This window comes from Kitasatospora sp. NPDC048722 (genome assembly GCF_040650235.1).
In the GTDB taxonomy this organism is placed as follows: Bacteria; Actinomycetota; Actinomycetes; order Streptomycetales; family Streptomycetaceae; genus Kitasatospora.
In genome coordinates, this window is sequence record NZ_JBEZGX010000012.1 from 82,312 (window position 1) to 102,136 (window position 19,825).

20 protein-coding genes and 1 pseudogene are annotated in these 19,825 nt (G+C 72.5%); 9 read left to right on the plus strand and 12 right to left on the minus strand.

The window, feature by feature from the left end; all coding sequences use genetic code 11:
* Positions 1-19: 19 nt before the first annotated feature.
* Together AB0C76_RS11910 and AB0C76_RS11915 are read left to right on the plus strand one after the other, a co-directional pair.
* Positions 20-1,149: pseudogene (locus AB0C76_RS11910) on the plus strand (dihydrofolate reductase family protein).
* Positions 1,150-1,243: 94 nt separating this feature from the next.
* A complete protein-coding gene (locus AB0C76_RS11915) occupies positions 1,244-1,906 on the plus strand; it encodes an HAD-IA family hydrolase (RefSeq protein ID WP_359963362.1) in 663 nt (220 codons plus the stop codon).
* A gap of 261 nt (positions 1,907-2,167) precedes the next feature.
* On the opposite strand, the gene AB0C76_RS11920 is transcribed toward AB0C76_RS11915, so the two are convergent.
* The 5 genes from AB0C76_RS11920 to AB0C76_RS11940 form a co-directional block, all read right to left on the minus strand.
* The gene (locus AB0C76_RS11920; protein ID WP_359963365.1) at positions 2,168-3,694 is read right to left on the minus strand and encodes a hypothetical protein; all 1,527 of its coding nucleotides are present in this window, start codon (positions 3,692-3,694) and stop codon (positions 2,168-2,170) included.
* Positions 3,695-4,000: 306 nt separating this feature from the next.
* A complete protein-coding gene (locus AB0C76_RS11925; protein WP_359963368.1) occupies positions 4,001-4,255 on the minus strand; it encodes a Txe/YoeB family addiction module toxin in 255 nt (84 codons plus the stop codon).
* Positions 4,252-4,533 carry a type II toxin-antitoxin system prevent-host-death family antitoxin gene (locus AB0C76_RS11930; RefSeq protein WP_359963370.1) on the minus strand — a complete coding sequence of 94 codons (282 nt, stop codon included), beginning with the start codon at positions 4,531-4,533 and terminating at the stop codon, positions 4,252-4,254. The genes AB0C76_RS11925 and AB0C76_RS11930 overlap by 4 nt, the downstream gene beginning before the upstream one ends.
* A 177-nt stretch (positions 4,534-4,710) precedes the next feature.
* Complete coding sequence (gene ychF / locus AB0C76_RS11935; RefSeq protein ID WP_359963373.1) at positions 4,711-5,784, minus strand: redox-regulated ATPase YchF; 1,074 nt, start codon at positions 5,782-5,784, stop codon at positions 4,711-4,713.
* Positions 5,785-5,858: 74 nt separating this feature from the next.
* On the minus strand, positions 5,859-6,251 hold the full coding sequence (locus AB0C76_RS11940; protein ID WP_359963376.1) for a glyoxalase: 393 nt from the start codon (positions 6,249-6,251) through the stop codon (positions 5,859-5,861).
* Positions 6,252-6,426: 175 nt separating this feature from the next.
* On the opposite strand from AB0C76_RS11940, the gene AB0C76_RS11945 reads away from it, so the two are divergent.
* Complete coding sequence (locus AB0C76_RS11945; RefSeq protein ID WP_359963379.1) at positions 6,427-7,041, plus strand: DUF6542 domain-containing protein; 615 nt, start codon at positions 6,427-6,429, stop codon at positions 7,039-7,041.
* A gap of 21 nt (positions 7,042-7,062) precedes the next feature.
* Here the strand turns inward: AB0C76_RS11945 and ppgK are convergent, their stop codons facing one another.
* Positions 7,063-7,809 (minus strand): polyphosphate--glucose phosphotransferase, encoded by a 747-nt coding sequence (ppgK, locus tag AB0C76_RS11950; protein WP_359963381.1) that lies wholly within the window; start codon positions 7,807-7,809, stop codon positions 7,063-7,065.
* Positions 7,810-7,940: 131 nt separating this feature from the next.
* Entirely contained in the window at positions 7,941-8,915 is a 975-nt protein-coding gene (locus AB0C76_RS11955) for a 4-hydroxy-3-methylbut-2-enyl diphosphate reductase (protein ID WP_359963384.1), read from the minus strand.
* 87 nt (positions 8,916-9,002) lie between these two features.
* On the opposite strand from AB0C76_RS11955, the gene AB0C76_RS11960 reads away from it, so the two are divergent.
* Both AB0C76_RS11960 and xseA read left to right on the plus strand, forming a co-directional pair.
* Positions 9,003-10,406, plus strand: a complete 1,404-nt coding sequence (locus AB0C76_RS11960; protein ID WP_359963387.1) for an APC family permease — start codon at positions 9,003-9,005, stop codon at positions 10,404-10,406.
* A 10-nt stretch (positions 10,407-10,416) separates the two neighbouring features.
* Positions 10,417-11,643 (plus strand): exodeoxyribonuclease VII large subunit, encoded by a 1,227-nt coding sequence (gene xseA / locus AB0C76_RS11965; protein WP_359963390.1) that lies wholly within the window; start codon positions 10,417-10,419, stop codon positions 11,641-11,643.
* Here the strand turns inward: xseA and AB0C76_RS11970 are convergent.
* Positions 11,640-12,128 carry a GNAT family N-acetyltransferase gene (locus AB0C76_RS11970; RefSeq protein ID WP_359963393.1) on the minus strand — a complete coding sequence of 163 codons (489 nt, stop codon included), beginning with the start codon at positions 12,126-12,128 and terminating at the stop codon, positions 11,640-11,642. The genes xseA and AB0C76_RS11970 overlap by 4 nt on opposite strands.
* Before the next feature lie 92 nt (positions 12,129-12,220).
* On the opposite strand from AB0C76_RS11970, the gene AB0C76_RS11975 reads away from it, so the two are divergent.
* Positions 12,221-12,481 carry an exodeoxyribonuclease VII small subunit gene (locus AB0C76_RS11975; protein WP_359963395.1) on the plus strand — a complete coding sequence of 87 codons (261 nt, stop codon included), beginning with the start codon at positions 12,221-12,223 and terminating at the stop codon, positions 12,479-12,481.
* A 147-nt stretch (positions 12,482-12,628) separates the two neighbouring features.
* Positions 12,629-13,231 (plus strand): malonic semialdehyde reductase, encoded by a 603-nt coding sequence (locus AB0C76_RS11980; RefSeq protein ID WP_359963398.1) that lies wholly within the window; start codon positions 12,629-12,631, stop codon positions 13,229-13,231.
* 130 nt (positions 13,232-13,361) lie between these two features.
* On the opposite strand, the gene AB0C76_RS11985 is transcribed toward AB0C76_RS11980, so the two are convergent.
* Positions 13,362-13,877 (minus strand): DUF4245 domain-containing protein, encoded by a 516-nt coding sequence (locus AB0C76_RS11985; protein WP_359963401.1) that lies wholly within the window; start codon positions 13,875-13,877, stop codon positions 13,362-13,364.
* Between the two features lie 248 nt (positions 13,878-14,125).
* On the opposite strand from AB0C76_RS11985, the gene glpX reads away from it, so the two are divergent.
* Positions 14,126-15,166: a class II fructose-bisphosphatase gene (gene glpX, locus AB0C76_RS11990; protein WP_359963404.1), complete on the plus strand. Its 1,041-nt coding sequence runs from the start codon at positions 14,126-14,128 to the stop codon at positions 15,164-15,166.
* A 99-nt stretch (positions 15,167-15,265) separates the two neighbouring features.
* On the opposite strand, the gene AB0C76_RS11995 is transcribed toward glpX, so the two are convergent.
* Positions 15,266-15,691, minus strand: coding sequence for a WhiB family transcriptional regulator (locus AB0C76_RS11995; RefSeq protein WP_359963407.1), 426 nt, complete (start codon positions 15,689-15,691; stop codon positions 15,266-15,268).
* A 294-nt stretch (positions 15,692-15,985) separates the two neighbouring features.
* Positions 15,986-16,699: a DUF1707 domain-containing protein gene (locus tag AB0C76_RS12000; RefSeq protein ID WP_359963535.1), complete on the minus strand. Its 714-nt coding sequence runs from the start codon at positions 16,697-16,699 to the stop codon at positions 15,986-15,988.
* A 206-nt stretch (positions 16,700-16,905) separates the two neighbouring features.
* Between AB0C76_RS12000 and AB0C76_RS12005 the strand changes: the two genes are divergently transcribed.
* Positions 16,906-18,573 carry a fumarate hydratase gene (locus AB0C76_RS12005; RefSeq protein ID WP_359963410.1) on the plus strand — a complete coding sequence of 556 codons (1,668 nt, stop codon included), beginning with the start codon at positions 16,906-16,908 and terminating at the stop codon, positions 18,571-18,573.
* Positions 18,574-18,763: 190 nt separating this feature from the next.
* On the opposite strand, the gene AB0C76_RS12010 is transcribed toward AB0C76_RS12005, so the two are convergent.
* Entirely contained in the window at positions 18,764-19,522 is a 759-nt protein-coding gene (locus AB0C76_RS12010) for a GntR family transcriptional regulator (protein ID WP_359963413.1), read from the minus strand.
* Positions 19,523-19,825: the final 303 nt, after the last annotated feature.

Genomic DNA, 19,825 nt, shown 5'->3' on the forward strand with positions numbered 1-19,825 from the left:
GACAGAACGGTCCCACCCCATGCCCGGCCCGCGCCCCTTCGTCCTGCTGAGCGCCGCCGTGTCGCTCGACGGCCACCTCGACGACGCCTCCCCCGAACGCCTGCTGCTCTCCAACGCCGCCGACTTCGACCGGGTCGACGAGGAGCGCGCCGCCGCCGACGCGGTCCTGGTCGGCGGCAACACCCTGCGCGCCGACAACCCGCGCCTGCTGGTCAACGACGCCGGCCGCCGGGCCGCCCGGGTCGCAGCCGGCCGGCCGGCGTACCCGCTGAAGGTGACGCTCAGCGCGAGCGGCGCGCTCGACCCGGCGCTGCGGTTCTGGCACACCGGCGGCGACAAGGTCGCGTACACGACGGACGCCGGCGCGGCGACCCTGCGCCCGGCACTGGACGGGCTGGCCGACGTGGTCGCACTCGGCGGCGCGGTGGACCTCGGCGCGGTGCTGGACGACCTGGGCGCCCGCGGCGTGCGCCGCCTGATGGTCGAGGGCGGCGGCAGCGTGCACACCCAGTTCCTCGCGCAGGGCCTGGCCGACGAGCTTCAGCTGGCCGTGGCCCCACTGCTGGTCGGCCAGGCGCAGGCGCCGCGGTTCGTCCACCCGGCCGGTTTCCCCGGCGGTCCGGCGCGGCGGATGCGCCTGCTGGAGGCACGTACGGTGGGCGATGTCGTCCTGCTCAGGTACGCCCCGAAGGAGCCCGCCCCGTGACCACCGACCTCGACCACCTGCGCCGCGCCGTCGAACTCTCCCGCCGCTGCCCGCCGTCCGGGACCGCCTTCTCGGTCGGAGCGGTGGTCGTCGGCGCGGACGGCGAGGTGCTCGCCGAGGGGTACAGCCGCGAGGTGGACGCACACGACCACGCAGAGGAGGCCGCACTCGGCAAGCTCCCGGCCGGCGACCCGCGACTGCGCGGCGCGACGGTCTACAGCTCGCTGGAGCCGTGCGGGCAGCGGGCCTCGCGGCCGGTGCCGTGCGCCCGGCTGATCATCGCGGCGGGCGTGCCGCGGGTGGTGGTGGCCTGGCGCGAGCCGGACCTGTTCGTGACCGACTGCCAGGGCACGGCGCTGCTGGAGGCGGCCGGGGTGGAGGTGGTCGAGCTGGCGGAGCTGGCGGCGGAGGCCCGGGCGGTCAACGCCCACCTGCTCGGATGATCTTTTGTATCATCATTGAACAAAGGGCTCGTCTTCACCGGGTCCACCGCCGCCCGCCGACACCCGCCGGCCCGCACCGCGAGGAGCCCGACCCATGCCCGCCGCCCCCGTCCGGCTGACCGCCCGCGCCCTCCTGCTCGACATGGACGGCACCCTCGTCAACTCCGACGCCGTCGTCGAGCGCTGCTGGCGACACTGGGCCGCCGTGCACGGCCTCGACCCGGTCGCCGTCCTCGCCGTCGCGCACGGCCGCCAGGGCCACGCGACCATGGCCGAGCTGTTGCCCGGCCGCGCGGTCGAGGAGAACCTGGCCGACAACCGGCGGATGCTCGCCGCCGAGCGCGCCGACACCGACGGCGTCGTCCCCGTCCCCGGCGCGCCCGACTTCCTCGCCGCGCTCGCCGACCTCCCGCACGCCCTGGTGACCTCCGCCGACGAGCCGCTCGCCCGGGTCCGGATGGCCGCCGCCGGACTGCCGCTGCCGAGCGTCCTGGTGACCGCCGAGTCGGTCGGCGCCAGCAAGCCCGACCCGGAGGGCTTCCTCAAGGGCGCCGCCGCACTCGGCTTCCCCCCGGCCGACTGCCTCGCCTTCGAGGACTCCGGGGCCGGCATCGCCGCCGCCCGCGCGGCCGGCCTGCGCGTCGTCGGCATCGGCCCCCGCGCCGCCGCCCACCGCCCCGACGCCCACGCCGACACCCTCGAAGCCGTCACCGTCACCGCGGAGCCCGACGGCACGACGACCGTCACCGTCCGCTGAGCCCCCCTCTCCCACGAACGCCGAACCGCCCGGCCCCGCGCGAACACGGGACCGGGCGGTCCATTGCGCGGAGCGGCGGTCAGACGTTTGAAGCGGAATGGACGACGGTCGGACCCGACCTGCGGCGGAACCGTGGGCCCTCGACCAGGAATTTCCCGGTTGGCGGGCGACGGCTCCCGACGGCCGCGTGCGGGCGTCCTGCGGCCCGCCCGCGGACCGGCTGGGCTTCTCCCGAGCTCCGCGTCCGCTCCCTGCCTCTTCCTACTTCGGAGTGAAGACGAGCACGCGGTCCAGGAGCAGCGACGACAGGGCGGGGCGGGTGAGGGTGGCCGGTTGCATGTAGGCGCGGGCCACGACCTGCAGCGTGCCCATGTCGACGGGCCTGTCCGTGCCGTACTGCGCGCAGAAGTCGGAACCGGCGGACGGGAGCGCGGTCACGTGCGGGCCGGACGGTCCGGCGTTGCCGGCGCGGCTGAAGGCCCAGGCGTAGAACTTGTCCGCGTCCCGCTGGTCGGGGATGAAGTCCCGCGCACTGCCCTGCAGTTCACGGTTGTTCTTGGCGGCCACGCCGACGGCGGCCTTGGCGTCCGCGTAGAGCGAGACGCTGGAGTAGCTCGCCTGCTGGGTGGCCGCGTGGTTGGTGCCGTAGGTGACGGCGAACGAGCCGTCCGGCAGTCCGAACGTCTGCGTGATCGGGTCGTCCGCGTCATAGGACAGGGCACCCACTCCCGTGGTGGGAGGATCGATCACCAGGTTGTCCTGCAGCCCCGGGTACGACTCCTCGAAGCCGCGTTCGACGGTCAGGTCGTGTGCCGCGTAACCCGGGTACCTGTCGACGATCCGCTGGCGCAGCAGCTCGAGCGTGGGGTTGAGGTCGAGTTCGGTGGCGCCGGTCCCGGAGACGCGCAGGTCGGGAACGGGCAGGGGATCGGGGGCATACACCGGCGTCGTCTGGTCCGCGGAACTGCTCCCCGGCCGCACCCGGAGGACCCGGATCGGGGGCGCGGCACGGTAGTCGTCGAGGGCCTTCTCGAAACCGGGGTCGGGCCCGATCGTGCGCGTCCCGAGAAGGAACTGCTGGGAGGCCTCGTCGAGGCCCAGCCGGAACATGGCCGGAGGAAGCGTGATGTTGTTCGTCCCGTCCCCCAGGCCGGAGGAGGCCAGCATCCTGTTCACCTCCTCCCGGGTGCGCGCGTTGCCCGTGACCACCAGGGCGAACGGCTGGTTGTACGGCGTGGGCCCGGTCGTGCGCACCGTCCTGTTGTTGACCGGGTCGCCCACGGAGGTCCACAGGACCGGGCCGGTGGGCAGGGAGCCGTTCAGCATGGTGAGGTCGAAGGAGAAGTACTCCTCCGGCGGTGGCGTCGTGCCGATCAGCACGACGGCCTCGTCCTGCCGGAGGCGCCACGTCGCAGGTGGGTTGGTGTTGGGCGCCTGGCCCGGTACCTCCGGCAGCCCGGTGATGATGTAGGGCGACTGGATGTTGGGCCACATGGCGCTGAAGACCGCACCCTCGCAGTACCTGCGGTTCAGGTCGAACACTTCCTCGGTTCCCGACTGCGACACGTAGCCGGACCTGGCCAACTGGTGCTCGAACCGCGCCACGTGGTGGCGGCTGGGGTCGGGTGCGGGGGAGTGTCGCCCGTCGGTCGGCGCTGGTCTTCCCGAACGGGCGCCGTGGGACAGCGCTGCCGAGGGCTCGGCGGCCGTCGCGCACGGTGCCGTCAGGAGGAGGGCGGCGACCGCGGCAAGAGCAGCCGGACATCGGCGCAGAAGGAGTCTAGGCATGGCACACCTCTATCCGGCCGCCGCACCGGGCCCGCCCCACCACGCCGCGCTCGCCCACCGACACCACCCGGCCGGAACACACCGGACGAACGGGCCACGGGACCAGACGCGTGGTCGGGACTTGCCCCGGGAGAAGGCGAGCCCCGACCGGTCCGCCCATTGGACGGATGACGTCAACCCGGAGCGCCGATCCGATGAGACGTCGAAGCGGAATGACCATCACAAAGCTGCGACCTGCGAAAACATCCTTATCGACGACCGGGGTCAGTACAGAACCAGCACGGTGCCGCCGGCCTGCACTGCCGATCAGTAGTGGTAACGGGCAGCCAGGATGATGATCTCCCGGTCCGTGACCAGGTAGACGAGACGGTGCTCGTCGTCGATCCGCCGCGACCAGGCCCCGGGCAGGTGGTACTTCAGCGGCTCTGGCTTGCCAATGCCGGCGAACGGGTCGCGCAACACGTCCTCGATGAGCCTGTTGATCCGGGCGAGCACCTTGCGGTCGCTCTTGAGCCAGGAGGTGTAGTCCTCCCAGCCGGTCTCCTCGAAGACGAGCCTCACGCGACGCCCTTCCCGCCGTCCGCCGCGTCGGGGTCGATGAGCTCCCGCTCGGAAAGCCCTATGCCGCCAAGGGCGTTCTCGTACGCCTTGAGCAAGCGGCGGGCATTCGCCGGCGAGCGCAACAGGTAGGAGCCCTCGCGCAGGGCGGCGTAGTCATCGGCCGAGACGAGTACGGCGTTTCCGTGCTTGGAGACGATCTCGATGGCCTCGTGATCGTCGTTGACCTTCTTGATCAACGGGAAGAGAGCCTTGCGCGCCTCGCTGGCAGTGATCGACATCGACTGAACTCCCTCCATGACTGGTACCACATAACGTACCACTCAAGCGGATACGACGGGCCGAAGATGTCAGCACCAAGTCAGCACGGAAAAGAGAGCGGGGTCCACCCCCAGCGAGGTGGACCCCGTCCGACCTGCGCACTTGACAGGTCGATCTATCACAAAGTAATCAATTGATCACACGTTGAAGCGGAACTCCACCACGTCGCCGTCCTGCATGACGTACTCCTTGCCCTCGATGCGGGCCTTGCCCTTGCTGCGGGCCTCGGCGATGGAGCCGGTCTCGACCAGGTCGGCGAAGGAGATGACCTCGGCCTTGATGAAGCCCTTCTGGAAGTCGGTGTGGATCACACCGGCCGCCTCGGGGGCCGTGGCGCCCTTCTTGATGGTCCAGGCGCGGGTCTCCTTGGGGCCGGCCGTCAGGTAGGTCTGCAGGCCGAGGGTGTCGAAGCCGACGCGGGCGAGGGTGGCGAGGCCGGGCTCCTCCTGGCCCATCGACTGGAGGAGTTCGAGCGCCTCCTCGTCGTCGAGCTCGATCAGCTCGGACTCGATCTTGGCGTTCAGGAAGATCGCCTCGGCCGGGGCGACCAGCTCGCGCTGGGCGTTCTTGAAGTCCTCGTCGGCCAGCTCGGCCTCGTCCACATTGAAGACGTAGAGGAAGGGCTTGGCGGTCAGCAGGTGGAGCTCGCGGATCGGGGTGGTGTCGAACCCGGCCTCGAAGAGGGTCTTGCCGGTCTCCAGGATCGCCTGCGCGGCCTCGGCGGCGGCCAGCACGGGGGCGGTGTCCTTCTTGAGGCGCGCCTCCTTCTGGAGTCGCGGCAGGACCTTCTCGATGGTCTGGAGGTCGGCCAGGATCAGCTCGGTGTGGATGGTCTCGATGTCGTCCTTGGGCGACACCTTGCCGTCCACGTGCACCACGTCGGGGTCGGTGAAGGCGCGCACGACCTGGCAGATCGCGTCCGACTCGCGGATGTTCGCGAGGAACTTGTTGCCCAGGCCCTCGCCCTCGGAGGCGCCGCGCACGATGCCGGCGATGTCGACGAAGTCGACCGTGGCCGGGAGGATGCGCTGCGAGCCGAAGATCTCGGCGAGCTTGGCCAGTCGCGCGTCCGGGACGCCGACGACGCCGACGTTGGGCTCGATGGTGGCGAACGGGTAGTTGGCCGCCAGCACGTCGTTCTTGGTCAGGGCGTTGAACAGGGTCGACTTGCCGACGTTCGGCAGGCCGACGATTCCGATCGTGAGCGACATGAAGCGCAGTCCCGGGGCTTGGAGGAGTTGGACCGGCACCGTGCGGGCCGACCCCCAAGTCTACGGGCAGCTCCTCACGCCCCGGTCGCCACCGGCAGGGGCTCCAGGAACTCCAGCCGGTTGCCCAGCCGGTCGCTGGAGTGGAAGCGGCGGTGGCCGGGCAGGTTGTCGTCCCAGACGACCTCGTGGCCGTGCGCGGCGAGCCGCTGCGCCAGCGCGTCCAGCGCGCTCACCTGGATGCCCGGGTGGCCCTTCAGGGACGGCCGGAAGTCCGGCGTGACGCCGAGGTGGACCTCCAGCCCGCCGCCGCGGAACCAGCAGCCGCCGCGGGCCGCGAGCACCGGTGGCTTCTCCACCTCCGTCATCCCGAGGACACCGCCCCAGAAGGCCCGGCACTCGTCCTCGGCGCCGGCCGGGATGTCGAGCTGGACGTGGTGGAGCCGTTCGAAGGTGAACGCGGCGGTCATGGTGGTCCCCCGGTGGAGCGGATCGGACGGTGGTCGCCGCGGCGCCGCGCGGCGTCGGTCGGGCAGGCCGGCGGACCTGAACGACGATCACATCAGTACTCCGTCCGGAGACACGGAGCAAGGCCTGAACGGTCCATTACACAGTGTGGCGATGATCGGACCGTACGTTGGGTGGGTGGAGCAGAGCATCCGTACCCAGCCGCCAGGGCCCAGACGCCGTCCGCCGAACGGCAAGGGCGCCGCCGTCCCCGGTCCCGGGCGCGGCCCCGAGGCCGCCGGGGCCCCCGCCTCCCGGCTGCGGCCGGTGGCCGGGGCCCCCGCGAGCGTCCGCCCCGCCACCCCGAAGCTGCGGCTGCGGCTGCCGCTGCGCGGGCGCGGCGACGCCCGGCTCTACGGGCGCCGACGCACCGGGCGGCCCACCCGGCTGACCGCCGTCGGAACCGGCGTGGTCGGCGTGCTGGCGACCCTCGCGGTGGCCGGGGCCGACCGGCTGCTGTTCGACGGCCTGGGCTGGCTGTTCGGCCTCGGCTACGTGGTCGTCTGCTTCCAGCTGGCCGTCCGGGTGCGCTACGTCGACCTGCTCGCGGCGCCGATCAGCGGTCCGATCGCCTTCGCGCTCGCGCTGTCGCTGCTCGCGCCGGTCAGCTCCCCGGGCGTGACCGCCCAGGTGGTGGCGCTGGCGACCGGGCTCGCGCTGCGGGCCGGCTGGCTCTTCACCGGCACCGGACTGGCCGCGCTGATCGTCCTCGCCCGGTTCGTCGCCCAGCGCCGGATCCAGCGCTCGCGCTGAGCGGCGCCCCCGCGCTTCGCCTCAGCCGGCCGCGCGGGCCGCGGCCATGGCGGCACCGACGATGCCCGCGTCGTTGCGCAGCTCCGCGGGCACGACCCGGGCCCCGCGCTCGCGCAGCAGCGGCAGGAACTTCTCGTGCTTGCGGCTCACCCCGCCGCCGATCACGATCAGCTGCGGCGAGAACAGCATCTCCACCAGGTCCAGGTACTCGTCGACCCGCCCGGCCCACTGCTCCCAGCTCAGGTCGTGCCGCTCCTTCGCGGCCGAGGAGGCCCGGCGTTCGGCGTCCTTGCCGCGCAGTTCCAGGTGGCCCAGCTCGGTGTTGGGCACGAGCACGCCGTCCACGAAGAGCGCGCTGCCGATGCCGGTGCCGAAGGTGAGCACCAGGACCACGCCGGACTGCTCACGGCCGGCGCCGTGCACGGTCTCGGCGAGGCCGGCCGCGTCGGCGTCGTTGAGGACGGTCGCGGGCAGGTCCAGCGCCTCGCGGAACAGCCCCTCGGCGTCCAGGCCGATCCAGCCCTTGTCGACGTTGGCGGCCGTCCTGGTCCGGCCGTCCACCACCACACCGGGGAAGGTCAACCCGACCGGGCCCTCGTGGCCGAAGTGCCGGACCACCTCCCGGACGGCGGCGACCACGGCCTCGGGGGCGGACGGCTGCGGGGTGAGCACCTTGTGGCGTTCCTCGGCCAGGACGCCGCGGCCCAGGTCGACCGGGGCGCCCTTGATGCCCGAACCACCGATGTCCACACCGAATACCGCCGTCATCACGACCGCCCTCCGCCGGATGCCGCGGACCGTCGTCCACAGCCTGTGCACAAAACTACGAGAGGCCGCGCGGCCGCGCACAGCAGAAGGCCCGGTGCCCCGGACGGGGCACCGGGCCTTGCGGCACGGCGTTACAGCTTGCCCGCGGCCTCGGCGCGCAGGTCGCGGCGCAGCTCCTTGGGCAGCGAGAACGTCAGGTGCTCCTCGGCGGTCTTGACGGTCTCGACCGTGTCGTAACCGCGGGCGGCCAGGAACTCCAGCACGCCGTCGACGAGGATCTCCGGCACCGAGGCACCACTGGTGAGTCCGACGGTCGTGACGCCCTCCAGCCACTCCTCGCGGATCTCCTCCGCGAAGTCCACCAGGTGGGCGGCCTTGGCGCCGTACTCCAGGCCGACCTCCACCAGGCGGACCGAGTTGGAGGAGTTCTTGGAGCCGACGACGATCAGCAGGTCGGTCTCGGGGGCCAGCTGCTTGACGGCGACCTGGCGGTTCTGGGTCGCGTAGCAGATGTCGTCGCTGGGCGGGCTGACCAGGAGCGGGAAGCGCTTCTTCAGCTCGCCGACGGTCGCCATGGTCTCGTCCACCGAGAGGGTGGTCTGGGACAGCCAGACGACCTTGGACTCGTCGCGGACCCGCACGTTGGCCACGTCCTCGGCGCCGTCCACCAGGTGGATCCGCTCCGGGGCCTCGCCCATCGTGCCGATGACCTCCTCGTGGCCCTCGTGGCCCACCAGCAGGATGTCGTAGTCCTCGTCGGCGAAGCGGACGGCCTCCTTGTGCACCTTGGTGACCAGGGGGCAGGTGGCGTCGATGGTGGCCAGCTTGCCGGCCTTCGCCTCGTCGTGGACGGACGGGGCGACCCCGTGCGCGGAGAAGACCACGATCGAGCCCTCGGGCACCTGCTCCGTCTCCTCGACGAAGACCGCGCCCTTCTTCTCCAGGGTCTGCACCACGTACTTGTTGTGGACGATCTGCTTGCGGACGTAGACGGGGGCCCCGTACTGCTCCAGGGCCTTCTCCACGGCGATCACGGCGCGGTCGACTCCCGCGCAGTAGCCCCGGGGGGCGGCGAGCAGGACACGGCGCTGCGCGGTGTTGGACATGGGTCCATCGTACGGGCGGCGGGGAGCCGCGCCGACGGGAGGCGCAATCCGGACGGATCCGGTCGCCGGTGCTCAAGTGTGGTGCTCATGAGTAAGCGAATCGCGCAGGACGCCCCGGGCGGCGCGGGCGGCCTGCGGCGCAGCCTGGGCGTGCGCGACCTGATGGTCTACGGGCTGCTGTTCATCGCCCCGATGGCCCCGGTCGGCGTGTTCGGCGTGCTGGACGCCAAGAGCCGCGGGGCCGTCGCCACGGTGTACCTGACGGCGACGGTCGCGATGGGCTTCACCGCGTTCTCGTACGCGCAGATGGTGCGCGCCGTGCCGCGGACCGGTTCGGTGTTCGCATACGCACGGGCCGGGCTCGGCGAGGGGCCCGGGTTCGTCGCCGGGTGGATGGTGATGCTCGACTACCTGCTGATCCCCGCGGTCGCCTACCTCTTCTCGGGGATCGCGCTGCACTCGCTGGTACCGGGCGTCTCGCGCTGGGTGTGGACGGCGCTCGCGATCGTGGTGACCACGGCGCTCAACCTGGTCGGGGTCCGGACGGCGGCCTCGGTCGGCTTCGCGGTGCTCGCCATGGAGATCGCGGTGCTCGCCGTGTTCGTCGTCGCGGCCGTGGTGGTGCTGGTCCAGGACGGCGCCCGGCGCGCCTGGGACACGCCGTTCACCGCCGTCGGCCCCTTCTCGCCGACGGCGGTGATCTCGGCGGTGTCCGTCGCGGTGCTCTCCTACCTGGGGTTCGACGCGATCGCGACGTTCGTCGAAGAGGCGGTGGGGGCGTCGGCCGCGGTGGCGCGGGCGATGCTGTGGTGCCTGGCGCTGGCCGGGGTGCTGTTCGTCGCGCAGACGTACCTGGCGGCGCTGCTGGAGCCGCTCACCCCGGCGCAGCTGGCGGCCGACCCGGTGGCGCAGGGCTCGGCGTTCTACGGCACCGTGGAGGGCGGCGTCGGGCACTGGCTGCACGTGCTGGTGGCGGCGAGCAAGGCGATCGGCGCGGCCTTCGCGGCGCTGGCGGGGCAGGCGGCGGCCGGGCGGCTGGTCTTCGCGATGGGCCGCGAGGGGCGGCTGCCGCGGCTGCTCGGCTCGGTCGACCCGGTCTCGGCGGTGCCGCGCCGGGCGCTGCTCGCGGCGGCGGTGATCACTCTGGCGGCGGCGCTCTGGGCGGCGAACCGGGACGACGGTCTCGACCAGCTCACCTCGGTGGTGAACGTGGGCGCGCTGACCGCCTTCGCGCTCCTGCACGCCTCCGTCGTCGGCTGGTACGCGGTGCGGCACGGCTCGCGCGACTGGCTGCGGCACGTGGTGGTGCCGGTGCTGGGGATCGTGGTGATCGGGGCGGTGGTGTACGAGGCCTCCACGACGGCGCAGATCGTCGGGATGGCGTGGCTGGCGGTCGGACTGGTGGTGCTGGCCGTGCAGGGTTCGGTCGGCGCGGGCGGCACGGGCGGCACGGGCGACACGGGCGCGGACGCTGTCGGCGGGCGCCGTTAGCCTCGTACGCATGGCCAACAGCAGCTCACCCGAAGCCCCGCTCCCGGTCGGCAAGGTCTCCGCGCTGATCGGCGGCTGGATCGACCGGCTCGGCGCGGTGTGGGTGGAGGGGCAGATCACCCAGCTCAGCCGGCGGCCCGGGGCGGGCGTGGTGTTCCTGACCCTGCGCGACCCGCAGGCCGACGTGTCGCTCACGGTGACGTGCTTCCGGTCGGTCTTCGACCAGGTCGCGGACGTCGTGCAGGAGGGCGCGCGGGTCGTCGTGCACGCCAAGCCGGAGTGGTACGCGGCGCGCGGGCAGCTGTCGCTGCGGGCCTCGGAGATCCGGCCGGTCGGGCTCGGCGAACTGCTGGCCCGGCTGGAGCAGCTGAAGCGGCGGCTCGCCGGGGAGGGACTGTTCGCGGCCGAGCGGAAGAGGCCGCTGCCGTTCCTGCCGCAGTGCGTCGGACTGGTCACCGGTCGTGGCTCGGCGGCCGAGCGGGACGTCCTGGAGAACGCCCGGCGGCGCTGGCCGGCCGTCCGCTTCGAGGTGCGGAACGTGCCGGTGCAGGGCGTCAGCGCGGTGGAGCGGGTGAGCGCGGCCGTCCGGGAGCTGGACGAGCACCCCGGGGTGGACGTGATCATCGTGGCCCGCGGCGGCGGCAGCGTCGAGGACCTGCTGCCGTTCTCGGACGAGGGACTGGTGCGGCTGGTCGCTGCGGCGCGGACGCCGGTGGTCAGCGCGATCGGGCACGAGCCGGACCAGCCGCTGCTGGACTTCGTCGCCGACCTGCGCGCTTCCACTCCGACCGACGCCGCCAAACGGGTGGTGCCGGACGTCGGCGAGGAGCTCGCCAAGGTGCTGCACCTGCGGGACCGGGCCCGGCGGTACGTCCACGGACGGGTCGAGCGCGAGCAGCACGGGCTGGACGGCGTGCGCAGCCGCCCGGTGCTGGCCGCGCCGCACCGGATGCTGGAGGGCCGGGGCCAGGAGGTGGACGGGCTGCTGGAGCGGGCCCGGCGCACGCTGCGGCACCGGCTGGACCACGCGCAGAGCGACCTCGGGCACACGCTGGCCCGGGTGGTCGCGCTCTCCCCCGCGGCCACCCTGGAGCGCGGCTACGCGGTGCTCCAACGGGCGGACGGCACCGTGGTGACGGATCCGGCCCAGGTCGCCTCCGGGGAGGCGCTGCACGCCCGGGTGGCGGGCGGCGGGTTCGGCGTGACGGTGGCCGAGGAGGGGCCCTCCGCGGGCTAGTACGAGCGCCGGCGGGACAGCGCCGTCGAGTGCTCACCGAAGCCGAGGCTGCGGTAGAGCGCCTCGCCGCCGCTGCTCGCGTGCAGGTCGATCCGGCCGACCCGGTGGTCGTCGAACCACTGCAGCAGCGCCTCGGTGCAGGCCCGGGCGTAGCCGCGCAGCCGGTGGCCGGGGTCGGTGCAGATGTTGAAGACGAAGCCGAACCGGCCCTCCGGGTTGCCGGGCGCGGGCAGCCGCTCCTCCAGCGTGCCGACGGCGCAGGCGGCGAGCCGGCCGGGCCGTGCGGGGTCGTCGACGACGAAGGACGGCATGGTGAGCGCGTCGGCCGGGACGGCGAGGCGCTCGCGCAGCATCCGCTCGGCGGTGGCCTGCCAGGGCCCGGGGCCGGCCTGGGCGGCCATGCTCGGCATCGCCTCGAACATCAGGTTGCGCAGGCGGACCAGCTCGGGGGCGTCGGCCGGGACGGCGGGGCGGACCTCGATCATGCGGCGGAGGGTAGCGGCAGGGAGCGGCCGCGCGCACGCGAATTCCACCCGGTGCGGCCGTCCTGTCGGCGTCAGCCCCTAGTCTGGCTCGCATGGCAGAGCAGCAGGAGCAGGACCACCCCGGCGAGGTGCCGCAGGGCGCGGACGACGCCCTCGGCTACGAGCACGCGCGGGACGCGCTGCTGGAGGTCGTCCGGCAGCTGGAGAACGGCGGCACGTCGCTGGAGGAGTCGCTGGCGCTCTGGGAGCGCGGCGAGCAGCTGGCGAAGGTCTGCCAGCGCTGGCTGGACGGCGCCCGTGCCCGGCTGGACGCCGCACTGGCCGCCGAGGAGGGTGCCGGGGCCGGGGAGTGACCGGCCTCGGGGGGGCACCGGCATCACCTTCGAAGTGATGTGCGCCACATACCACTTGGGAATAGTTGAAACTTCACCTATGTTGGGAGCAGTGACCGACCGCGGTCGGCCACACCGACGACCCCCTCCCGTATGAGGTGCACAAGCATGACCACCGACGCCCTGGTACTCGACGCCGCCGCTCAGGACCTGCTGTTCCGCGAGGCGCGCACGGCGAACACCTTCACCGACGAGCCGGTCTCCGAGGAGCAGGTCCAGGCCATCTACGACCTGGTCAAGTACGGCCCGACCGCCTTCAACCAGCAGCCGCTGCGCGTCGTCCTGGTCCGCTCGGCCGAGGGCCGCGAGCGCCTGGTCCAGCACCTGTCGGACGGCAACAAGGCCAAGACCGCCGCCGCCCCGCTGGTCGCCATCCTGGCCGTGGACAACGAGTTCCACGAGGAGCTGCCGACCCAGTTCCCGCACTTCCCGCAGGCCAAGGACGCGTTCTTCTCGGAGCGCACGGCCCGTGAGAACTCCGCCCGCCTGAACGGCGCCCTGCAGGCCGGCTACTTCATCATCGGCGTCCGCGCCGCCGGCCTGGCCGCCGGCCCGATGACCGGCTTCGACGCCGAGGGCATCAACAAGGAGTTCTTCGGCGACGGCGAGCACTCGGTGCTGGCCGTGGTCAACATCGGCAAGCCGGGCGAGGACGCCTGGTACCCGCGTTCGCCGCGCCTGGCCTACGACGAGGTCGTCACCACCGTCTGACGCGCCCGGTCATGCGGAAGGGCCCGCACCGGATCATCCGGTGCGGGCCCTTCCGCGTGCGGCCCCTGCGGCCTTCGGGCCGTTCGGCGTACGGGGCTGTGCGGCGCACGACCCCCCGACGGCCTGCGGCCTACTTGAGCGCCTGCGCCAGCTCGGCGAGCTCGTCGTACGAGGCGGTGCCGGTCAGGAGCGTCGTGCCGCCGCCGTCCTGCGAGGTCAGCGCGCGGGCCTTGTCGCCCTGCACGCGGTCCCACGTGCGGCCGGCCACCTCCGCGGTGCCGTCCGGCTTGGCGCCGTCGACCTTGTCCGACACCAGCGACTCGCGCGGGACGTCGCTCTGCTCCACCGCCGCGTACTGGCCGGACGGCGTGACGAAGCCCAGGTGCCAGGCGTTGCCCTTGCCGTTGCTCTGCGCGGCCGACTGATAGCTGACCGACGTGGCGCGCCACTTGTCGGACAGTCCCTCCGGGGCGACCAGCTTGTACGGGGCGGCGCGCTTGGCGGTGGCCGCCTCCACCCGGTACTCGACCTTGTGCTGGGGCACGCTGTCCGCGTCGTGCGGGAGGAACAGGTACCCGATCCACACCACGCCGCCGACCGCCAGCATCGACAGGACCATGTCCCGCACGGTCTGCCGGCCCCTCATGCCCTTGCTCTCTCCTGCCACCCCCACATGGTGACTCATCCACACACCGGACAGGTCACCCGGGGTGCCCGCGTACGGGTGAAGCGGGACGAACCGGCGGTTACCGGGAGGGATCGGGGCCGAGCGTGGCGACCCGCGCCACAGACAGTCATCTCTAAGGCAGATACGATCGCAGGACCCTCACCACGGCGTTCGACCAGGCAGTAGTCGGGCGCTCACTGGCCGTCGCGTACAGAGAGGTAACGACGATGACCACGCAGTACCCGCACCACCTTCCCAGTGCCCTTGAGGTCGCGCCCGAGGCTCCCGACCGGAACCTCGCGCTCGAACTCGTCCGGGTCACCGAGGCGGCGGCGATGGCAGCCGGCCGGTGGGTCGGCCGCGGCGACAAGAACGGCGCCGACGGCGCGGCCGTCAAGGCCATGCGCACCCTCGTCTCGACCGTCTCGATGAACGGCGTGGTCGTCATCGGCGAGGGCGAGAAGGACGAGGCCCCGATGCTCTACAACGGCGAGCGGGTCGGCGACGGCACCGGCGCCGAGTGCGACGTCGCGGTCGACCCGGTCGACGGCACGACGCTCACCGCCAAGGGCATGAACAACGCCGTCGCGGTGCTCGCGGTCGCCGACCGCGGCACGATGTTCGACCCCAGCGCCGTGTTCTACATGGACAAGCTGGTCGCCGGCCCGGAGGCCGCCGACTTCGTCGACATCACCGCCCCGCCGGCCGTCAACATCCGCCGGGTCGCCAAGGCCAAGGGCAGCGCCGTCGAGGACGTCACGGTCGTCGTCCTCGACCGCCCGCGCCACGACGGTCTGGTCCGCCAGATCCGCGAGGCGGGCGCCCGGATCAAGTTCATCTCGGACGGCGACGTGGCCGGCGCCATCATGGCCGCCCGCGAGGGCACCGGCGTCGACCTGCTGATGGGCGTCGGCGGCACCCCCGAGGGCATCATCGCGGCCTGCGCGATGAAGTGCATGGGCGGCGTGATCCAGGGCCGCCTGTGGCCCAAGGACGACGCCGAGCGGCAGAAGGCCCTCGACGCCGGGCACGACCTCGACCGGGTCCTCACCACCGACGACCTGGTCAGCGGCGAGAACGTGTTCTTCGTCGCGACCGGCATCACCGACGGCGAGCTGCTGCGCGGCGTGCACTACCGCTCGGAGACCGCCACCACCAGCTCGCTGGTGATGCGCTCCAAGAGCGGCACCATCCGCGAGATCCACTCCACCCACAAGCTGTCCAAGCTGCGGGCCTACAGCGCGATCGACTTCGACCGCGCCAACTGAGGCTCCTGGCACAGGAGTTCACAGCTCAGCACGACGCGGCCCCGGCGGAATCCCCCTCCGCCGGGGCCGCGGTGCGTTCCGGCGCGCGATCCGGCGCCGTCAGCCCGCTATCCGCCGGTGGGCCGTCGACACCCGGGCCGCCTCGCGCAGCTCCGACTCCCGGCGGCGGCGACGGGCCAGCACCACGCGCCGCTCGGCGGCCGTCAGCCCGCCCCAGACGCCGTACGGCTCCGGCTGCGCCAGCGCGTGCTCACGGCACTCCAGCAGCACCGGGCAGCGGGCGCAGACCCGCTTCGCCTGGTCCTCGCGCGACAGCCGGGCCGCCGTCGGCTCCTTGGACGGCGCGAAGAACAGCCCCACCTCGTCCCGGCGGCACGCGGCGCCGGTGTGCCAGGGGTTGTCCTCTCCCTGGGGCCCCTGGCCGGCCGGTGAGCCCTGCGGCTGCGGGCGGCTGTCGGGGCGGGGCTCCAACAGCTGTGCGGCGGCGACGGGCGAGGTGGTGCGGGACTCGATCGGATGCAGCACGGCCGTACTCCTGACGAGACTCTCGGACACGGGGAAGCTCGCTCCCCTGCCCGGCTGCGAGCCCCCGCTCTCCACCCCCGGGCCGGCCGCTGGCCGCCCCCGGTGCGCAGCCGTACAAGAAGCGATGTGCGAGAGGGAATACCCCGCCGGGCCGCGATTCATGCACACTGCACGCAATCGACTACCCACTGCACCCGCCGCAACGCCGAGTGCCCGGCCGGGAGTTGCTCCCGCGGCCGGGCACCGGTCGGATCACGCCAGGTCGGCGGCCGGGCAGATGCCGGCCAACCCCCGCTACTCGACGCCGAGTTGCTTGCGCACCCACTCCTTGAGCTTCTTGCCCCGGCGCGGCTTGGCGTCGCAGCCGCCGAAGATCGCCGTGCCCCGGACCCGGACCACCGGGGCGTAAGGGTCCGCCGCCGTCTGCTCCTTGACGTCGAAGCCGCCGAAGATGCCGACGCCGCCGCCGTGCAGGCTGACGTTCTCCGGCACCCGGACCTCGACGCCGCCGAACAGCGCCAGCACGTCGATGACGACCTCCGGCGACTCGAAGACGGCGTCGCTCAGGTCGATGTCCACGCCGCCGAAGACCGCGACCACCTTCAGGTGCGAGCCGACCCGCCAGCGGCCCTTGCGGGACGCCCCGCCGAAGATCGCCACCATCTGGGGCGCCTCCTGGCGGGCCGCCGGCTGCGCCGGGGCGGACGGGCGGGCGGCGGGGGCGTCCAGCGGCGGCTTCTCGAAGGAGAGCGGACGGTGGCTGGGAAGGTCGCGGGTGAGCGGCGCCAGCTCGCCCAGGGTCTTCGCCGCGTACGCGGCCTCGATGCGCTCGGCGTGCTCGTCGACGTCCAGCCGGCCCTCGGCGTAGGCGTCGCGCAGCAGGTCGGCCACCCGCTCGCGGTCGGCGTCCGAGGCCCGCAGCTCGGCCTCGGCCACCGGGGCGTGCGCGGGCGCCGGCGCCGGCCGGTCCTGCGTCAGCGGTTCGGGTTGGTTCTCGGGCTTGGTCATCGGCACGGGCGCCGACACGGGCGGCTGCCCCTGATCGTCCTGCGGCGGCGAGTTGTCCACGGGCCAAGACTAGTCGCTCGCACTGCTGCCCGAGTGAGCCCGGTCACGCAAGGCCGACCTGTCCGCGTGCCCGCGATCCCCGGGTCCTACCCTGGATGGTGCTTCGCCGACGCAGCCGGATCACTGGAAACCTAAGGACCGCCCCCATGGCTCCCACGCCAGACTTCGAGTACAGCGACCTGCTCCCCCTGGGCGCTGACCCGACCCCGTACCGCAAGCTCACCTCCGAGGGCGTCTCCACCTTCGAGGCCGGCGGCCGCACCTTCCTCCAGGTCGAGCCCGAGGCGCTGCGCCTGCTCACCGCCGAGGCGATGCACGACATCTCGCACTACCTGCGCCCCGCGCACCTCGCCCAGCTGCGCCGCATCCTGGACGACCCGGAGGCCAGCCCCAACGACCGCTTCGTCGCGCTGGACCTGCTGAAGAACGTCAACATCTCGGCCGGCGGCATCCTGCCGATGTGCCAGGACACCGGCACCGCGATCGTCATGGGCAAGCGCGGCCAGAACGTGCTCACCTCCGGCGCCGACGAGTCCGCCATCGCGCGCGGCGTGTACGACGCATACACCAAGCTCAACCTGCGCTACTCCCAGATGGCCCCGGTGACCATGTGGGACGAGAAGAACACCGGGAACAACCTGCCGGCCCAGATCGAGCTGTACGCCACCGACGGCGACGCGTACAAGTTCCTGTTCATGGCCAAGGGCGGCGGCTCCGCCAACAAGTCGTACCTGTACCAGGAGACGAAGGCCATCCTGAACGAGGCGAGCATGCTCTCGTTCCTGGAGCAGAAGATCCGCTCGCTCGGCACCGCCGCGTGCCCGCCGTACCACCTGGCCATCGTGATCGGCGGCACCAGCGCCGAGTTCGCGCTCAAGACCGCCAAGTACGCCTCGGCGCACTACCTCGACAACCTGCCGACCTCCGGCGACGCGAAGACCGGCCACGGCTTCCGCGACCTGGAGCTGGAGCAGAAGGTCACCGAGCTGACCCAGAAGATCGGCATCGGCGCCCAGTTCGGCGGCAAGTACTTCTGCCACGACGTGCGCGTCGTGCGCCTGCCGCGCCACGGCGCCTCGCTGCCGGTCGCCATGGCCGTCTCCTGCTCCGCCGACCGCCAGGCGCTCGGCAAGATCACCGCCGAGGGCGTGTTCCTGGAGCAGCTGGAGACGGACCCGGCCAAGTACCTGCCGGACACCACCGACGAGCACCTCGACGACGACGTGGTGCGCGTCGACCTCAACCAGCCGATGTCCGCGATCCGCAGCGAGCTGTCCAAGTACCCGGTGAAGACCCGGCTCTCGCTCACCGGCACGCTCGTCGTCGCCCGCGACATCGCGCACGCCAAGATCAAGGAGCGCCTGGACGCCGGCGAGGGCATGCCCAAGTACCTCCAGGACCACCCGGTCTACTACGCGGGCCCGGCCAAGACCCCCGAGGGCTACGCCTCCGGTTCCTTCGGCCCCACCACGGCGGGCCGGATGGACTCCTACGTCGACCAGTTCCAGGCGGCCGGCGGCTCGATGGTCATGCTCGCGAAGGGCAACCGCAGCAAGCAGGTCACCGACGCGTGCGCCGCGCACGGCGGCTTCTACCTCGGCTCGATCGGCGGCCCCGCGGCCCGGCTCGCCCAGGACTGCATCAAGAAGGTCGAGGTCCTGGAGTACGCCGAGCTCGGCATGGAGGCCGTCTGGCGCATCGAGGTCGAGGACTTCCCGGCCTTCATCGTCGTCGACGACAAGGGCAACGACTTCTTCCGTGAGACCACCGAGGGCCCGCTGATCACCAACCTGCGGGTGCGCTCGAAGGAGTAGCCCTCCCCGTTCCGTCCCGCCGCCCCGGCCGCCTCCGCGCGCCCGGGGCGGTGTCGTTCGCACGGCGCGGCCACCGGTACCGGAGGGGCGTGGCGCCGCCTGGTGCACCGGGCCGACGAGGAGCAGATGAAGATCCTCGAGGCCCGCCACCGCCCACAGCGGGGGCGGTGCCCGGCGCCGCCCGCGGACATCACGCGTCGAAGTCGTACTCCAGCACGTAGGACGCGGCGTCGAGGATCATCTCGTTCAGCTCGACGACCTGGCCCTCGTCGGCGAAGGCGGTGCGGCAGATCAGGATCACCGGGGTGCCGGCGGTCAGGTCCAGGCGCACGCCCTCCTCGGCGCTCGGCATGCGTGAGCGCACCTCCTCGCGGAAGTGGACGGGCTTCGCGCCGATCTCGGCCAGGCGGGCGTAGGTACCGCCCGGGCCGGTGTCCTCGCGGGTGATCGCCGTGCCGGCGACCAGGACCGCCGGGAGGTAGGACGTGGACAGCAGCACCGGCTTGCCGTCCAGGACGAAGCGGCGGTGGCGCACGCACATCGGCGCGCCGGGATCGACGCCGAGGACGCGGGCCACGTGCTCGGGCGCGCCGCGCTCGGTGACCGACACCTGGTCGACGACGAGGGTGCGCCGGTCGATGTCCGCGGACCATATCGACCGCCCGGAGCCCCACTGGCCCTGCGCGAGCCGCTGGATGCCGCGCCGGCGCAGCGGGCGGAAGTCCCGGACGAACACCCCGGCACCCCGGCGGGCCTCGGCGATGCCCTCGCTCTGCAGCACCCCGAGGGCCTGGCGGGCGGTCATCCGGGCGACGCCGTACTCGTCCATGAGGTCGTTCTCGCCCGGCAGCCGGTCGCCCGCGCGGTACTCGCCGGCGTCGATGGCCGCCCTGAGCGTGTCGGCGATCCGCTGGTACTTGGGCTGCTTGTCGCCACTGCTGCCGGTCATCGCCGCTCCCTCTCCCTCTCGGAAATCGTAGGCGCGCCCGCGGCCGCAAGTAAGCAGATACGACCGTTGACATCTCTAGAGATATTAGCTTCTCTAGAGATGCTGGGTAGTCGCCGAGCGTCACCACGGACGCGCGGACGGCGACCGCAGAGCAAGGGAGGGTTCGGTGAATCCCCGTCAGCGCAACGCCGCCGCCCACCGGCCGCACGCGGGTGACCGCGTCCTCGACCGGAGGACCGGGCGCACCGGCATCTACATGGACACCATCGGCGGCGAGCACTACCTCCGCCCCGAGTCCGGCGG

Coding starts and splice junctions, on each gene's coding strand:
- AB0C76_RS11915 (WP_359963362.1), top strand. CDS start 1,244: ATGCCCGCCGCCCCCGTCCGGCTGACCGCCCGCGCCCTCCTGCTCGAC.
- AB0C76_RS11920 (WP_359963365.1), bottom strand. CDS start 3,694: ATGCCTAGACTCCTTCTGCGCCGATGTCCGGCTGCTCTTGCCGCGGTC.
- AB0C76_RS11930 (WP_359963370.1), bottom strand. CDS start 4,533: ATGTCGATCACTGCCAGCGAGGCGCGCAAGGCTCTCTTCCCGTTGATC.
- ychF (WP_359963373.1), bottom strand. CDS start 5,784: ATGTCGCTCACGATCGGAATCGTCGGCCTGCCGAACGTCGGCAAGTCG.
- AB0C76_RS11940 (WP_359963376.1), bottom strand. CDS start 6,251: ATGACCGCCGCGTTCACCTTCGAACGGCTCCACCACGTCCAGCTCGAC.
- ppgK (WP_359963381.1), bottom strand. CDS start 7,809: ATGACGGCGGTATTCGGTGTGGACATCGGTGGTTCGGGCATCAAGGGC.
- AB0C76_RS11955 (WP_359963384.1), bottom strand. CDS start 8,915: ATGTCCAACACCGCGCAGCGCCGTGTCCTGCTCGCCGCCCCCCGGGGC.
- AB0C76_RS11960 (WP_359963387.1), top strand. CDS start 9,003: ATGAGTAAGCGAATCGCGCAGGACGCCCCGGGCGGCGCGGGCGGCCTG.
- xseA (WP_359963390.1), top strand. CDS start 10,417: ATGGCCAACAGCAGCTCACCCGAAGCCCCGCTCCCGGTCGGCAAGGTC.
- AB0C76_RS11970 (WP_359963393.1), bottom strand. CDS start 12,128: ATGATCGAGGTCCGCCCCGCCGTCCCGGCCGACGCCCCCGAGCTGGTC.
- AB0C76_RS11975 (WP_359963395.1), top strand. CDS start 12,221: ATGGCAGAGCAGCAGGAGCAGGACCACCCCGGCGAGGTGCCGCAGGGC.
- AB0C76_RS11980 (WP_359963398.1), top strand. CDS start 12,629: ATGACCACCGACGCCCTGGTACTCGACGCCGCCGCTCAGGACCTGCTG.
- AB0C76_RS11985 (WP_359963401.1), bottom strand. CDS start 13,877: ATGAGGGGCCGGCAGACCGTGCGGGACATGGTCCTGTCGATGCTGGCG.
- glpX (WP_359963404.1), top strand. CDS start 14,126: ATGACCACGCAGTACCCGCACCACCTTCCCAGTGCCCTTGAGGTCGCG.
- AB0C76_RS12000 (WP_359963535.1), bottom strand. CDS start 16,699: ATGACCAAGCCCGAGAACCAACCCGAACCGCTGACGCAGGACCGGCCG.
- AB0C76_RS12005 (WP_359963410.1), top strand. CDS start 16,906: ATGGCTCCCACGCCAGACTTCGAGTACAGCGACCTGCTCCCCCTGGGC.
- AB0C76_RS12010 (WP_359963413.1), bottom strand. CDS start 19,522: ATGACCGGCAGCAGTGGCGACAAGCAGCCCAAGTACCAGCGGATCGCC.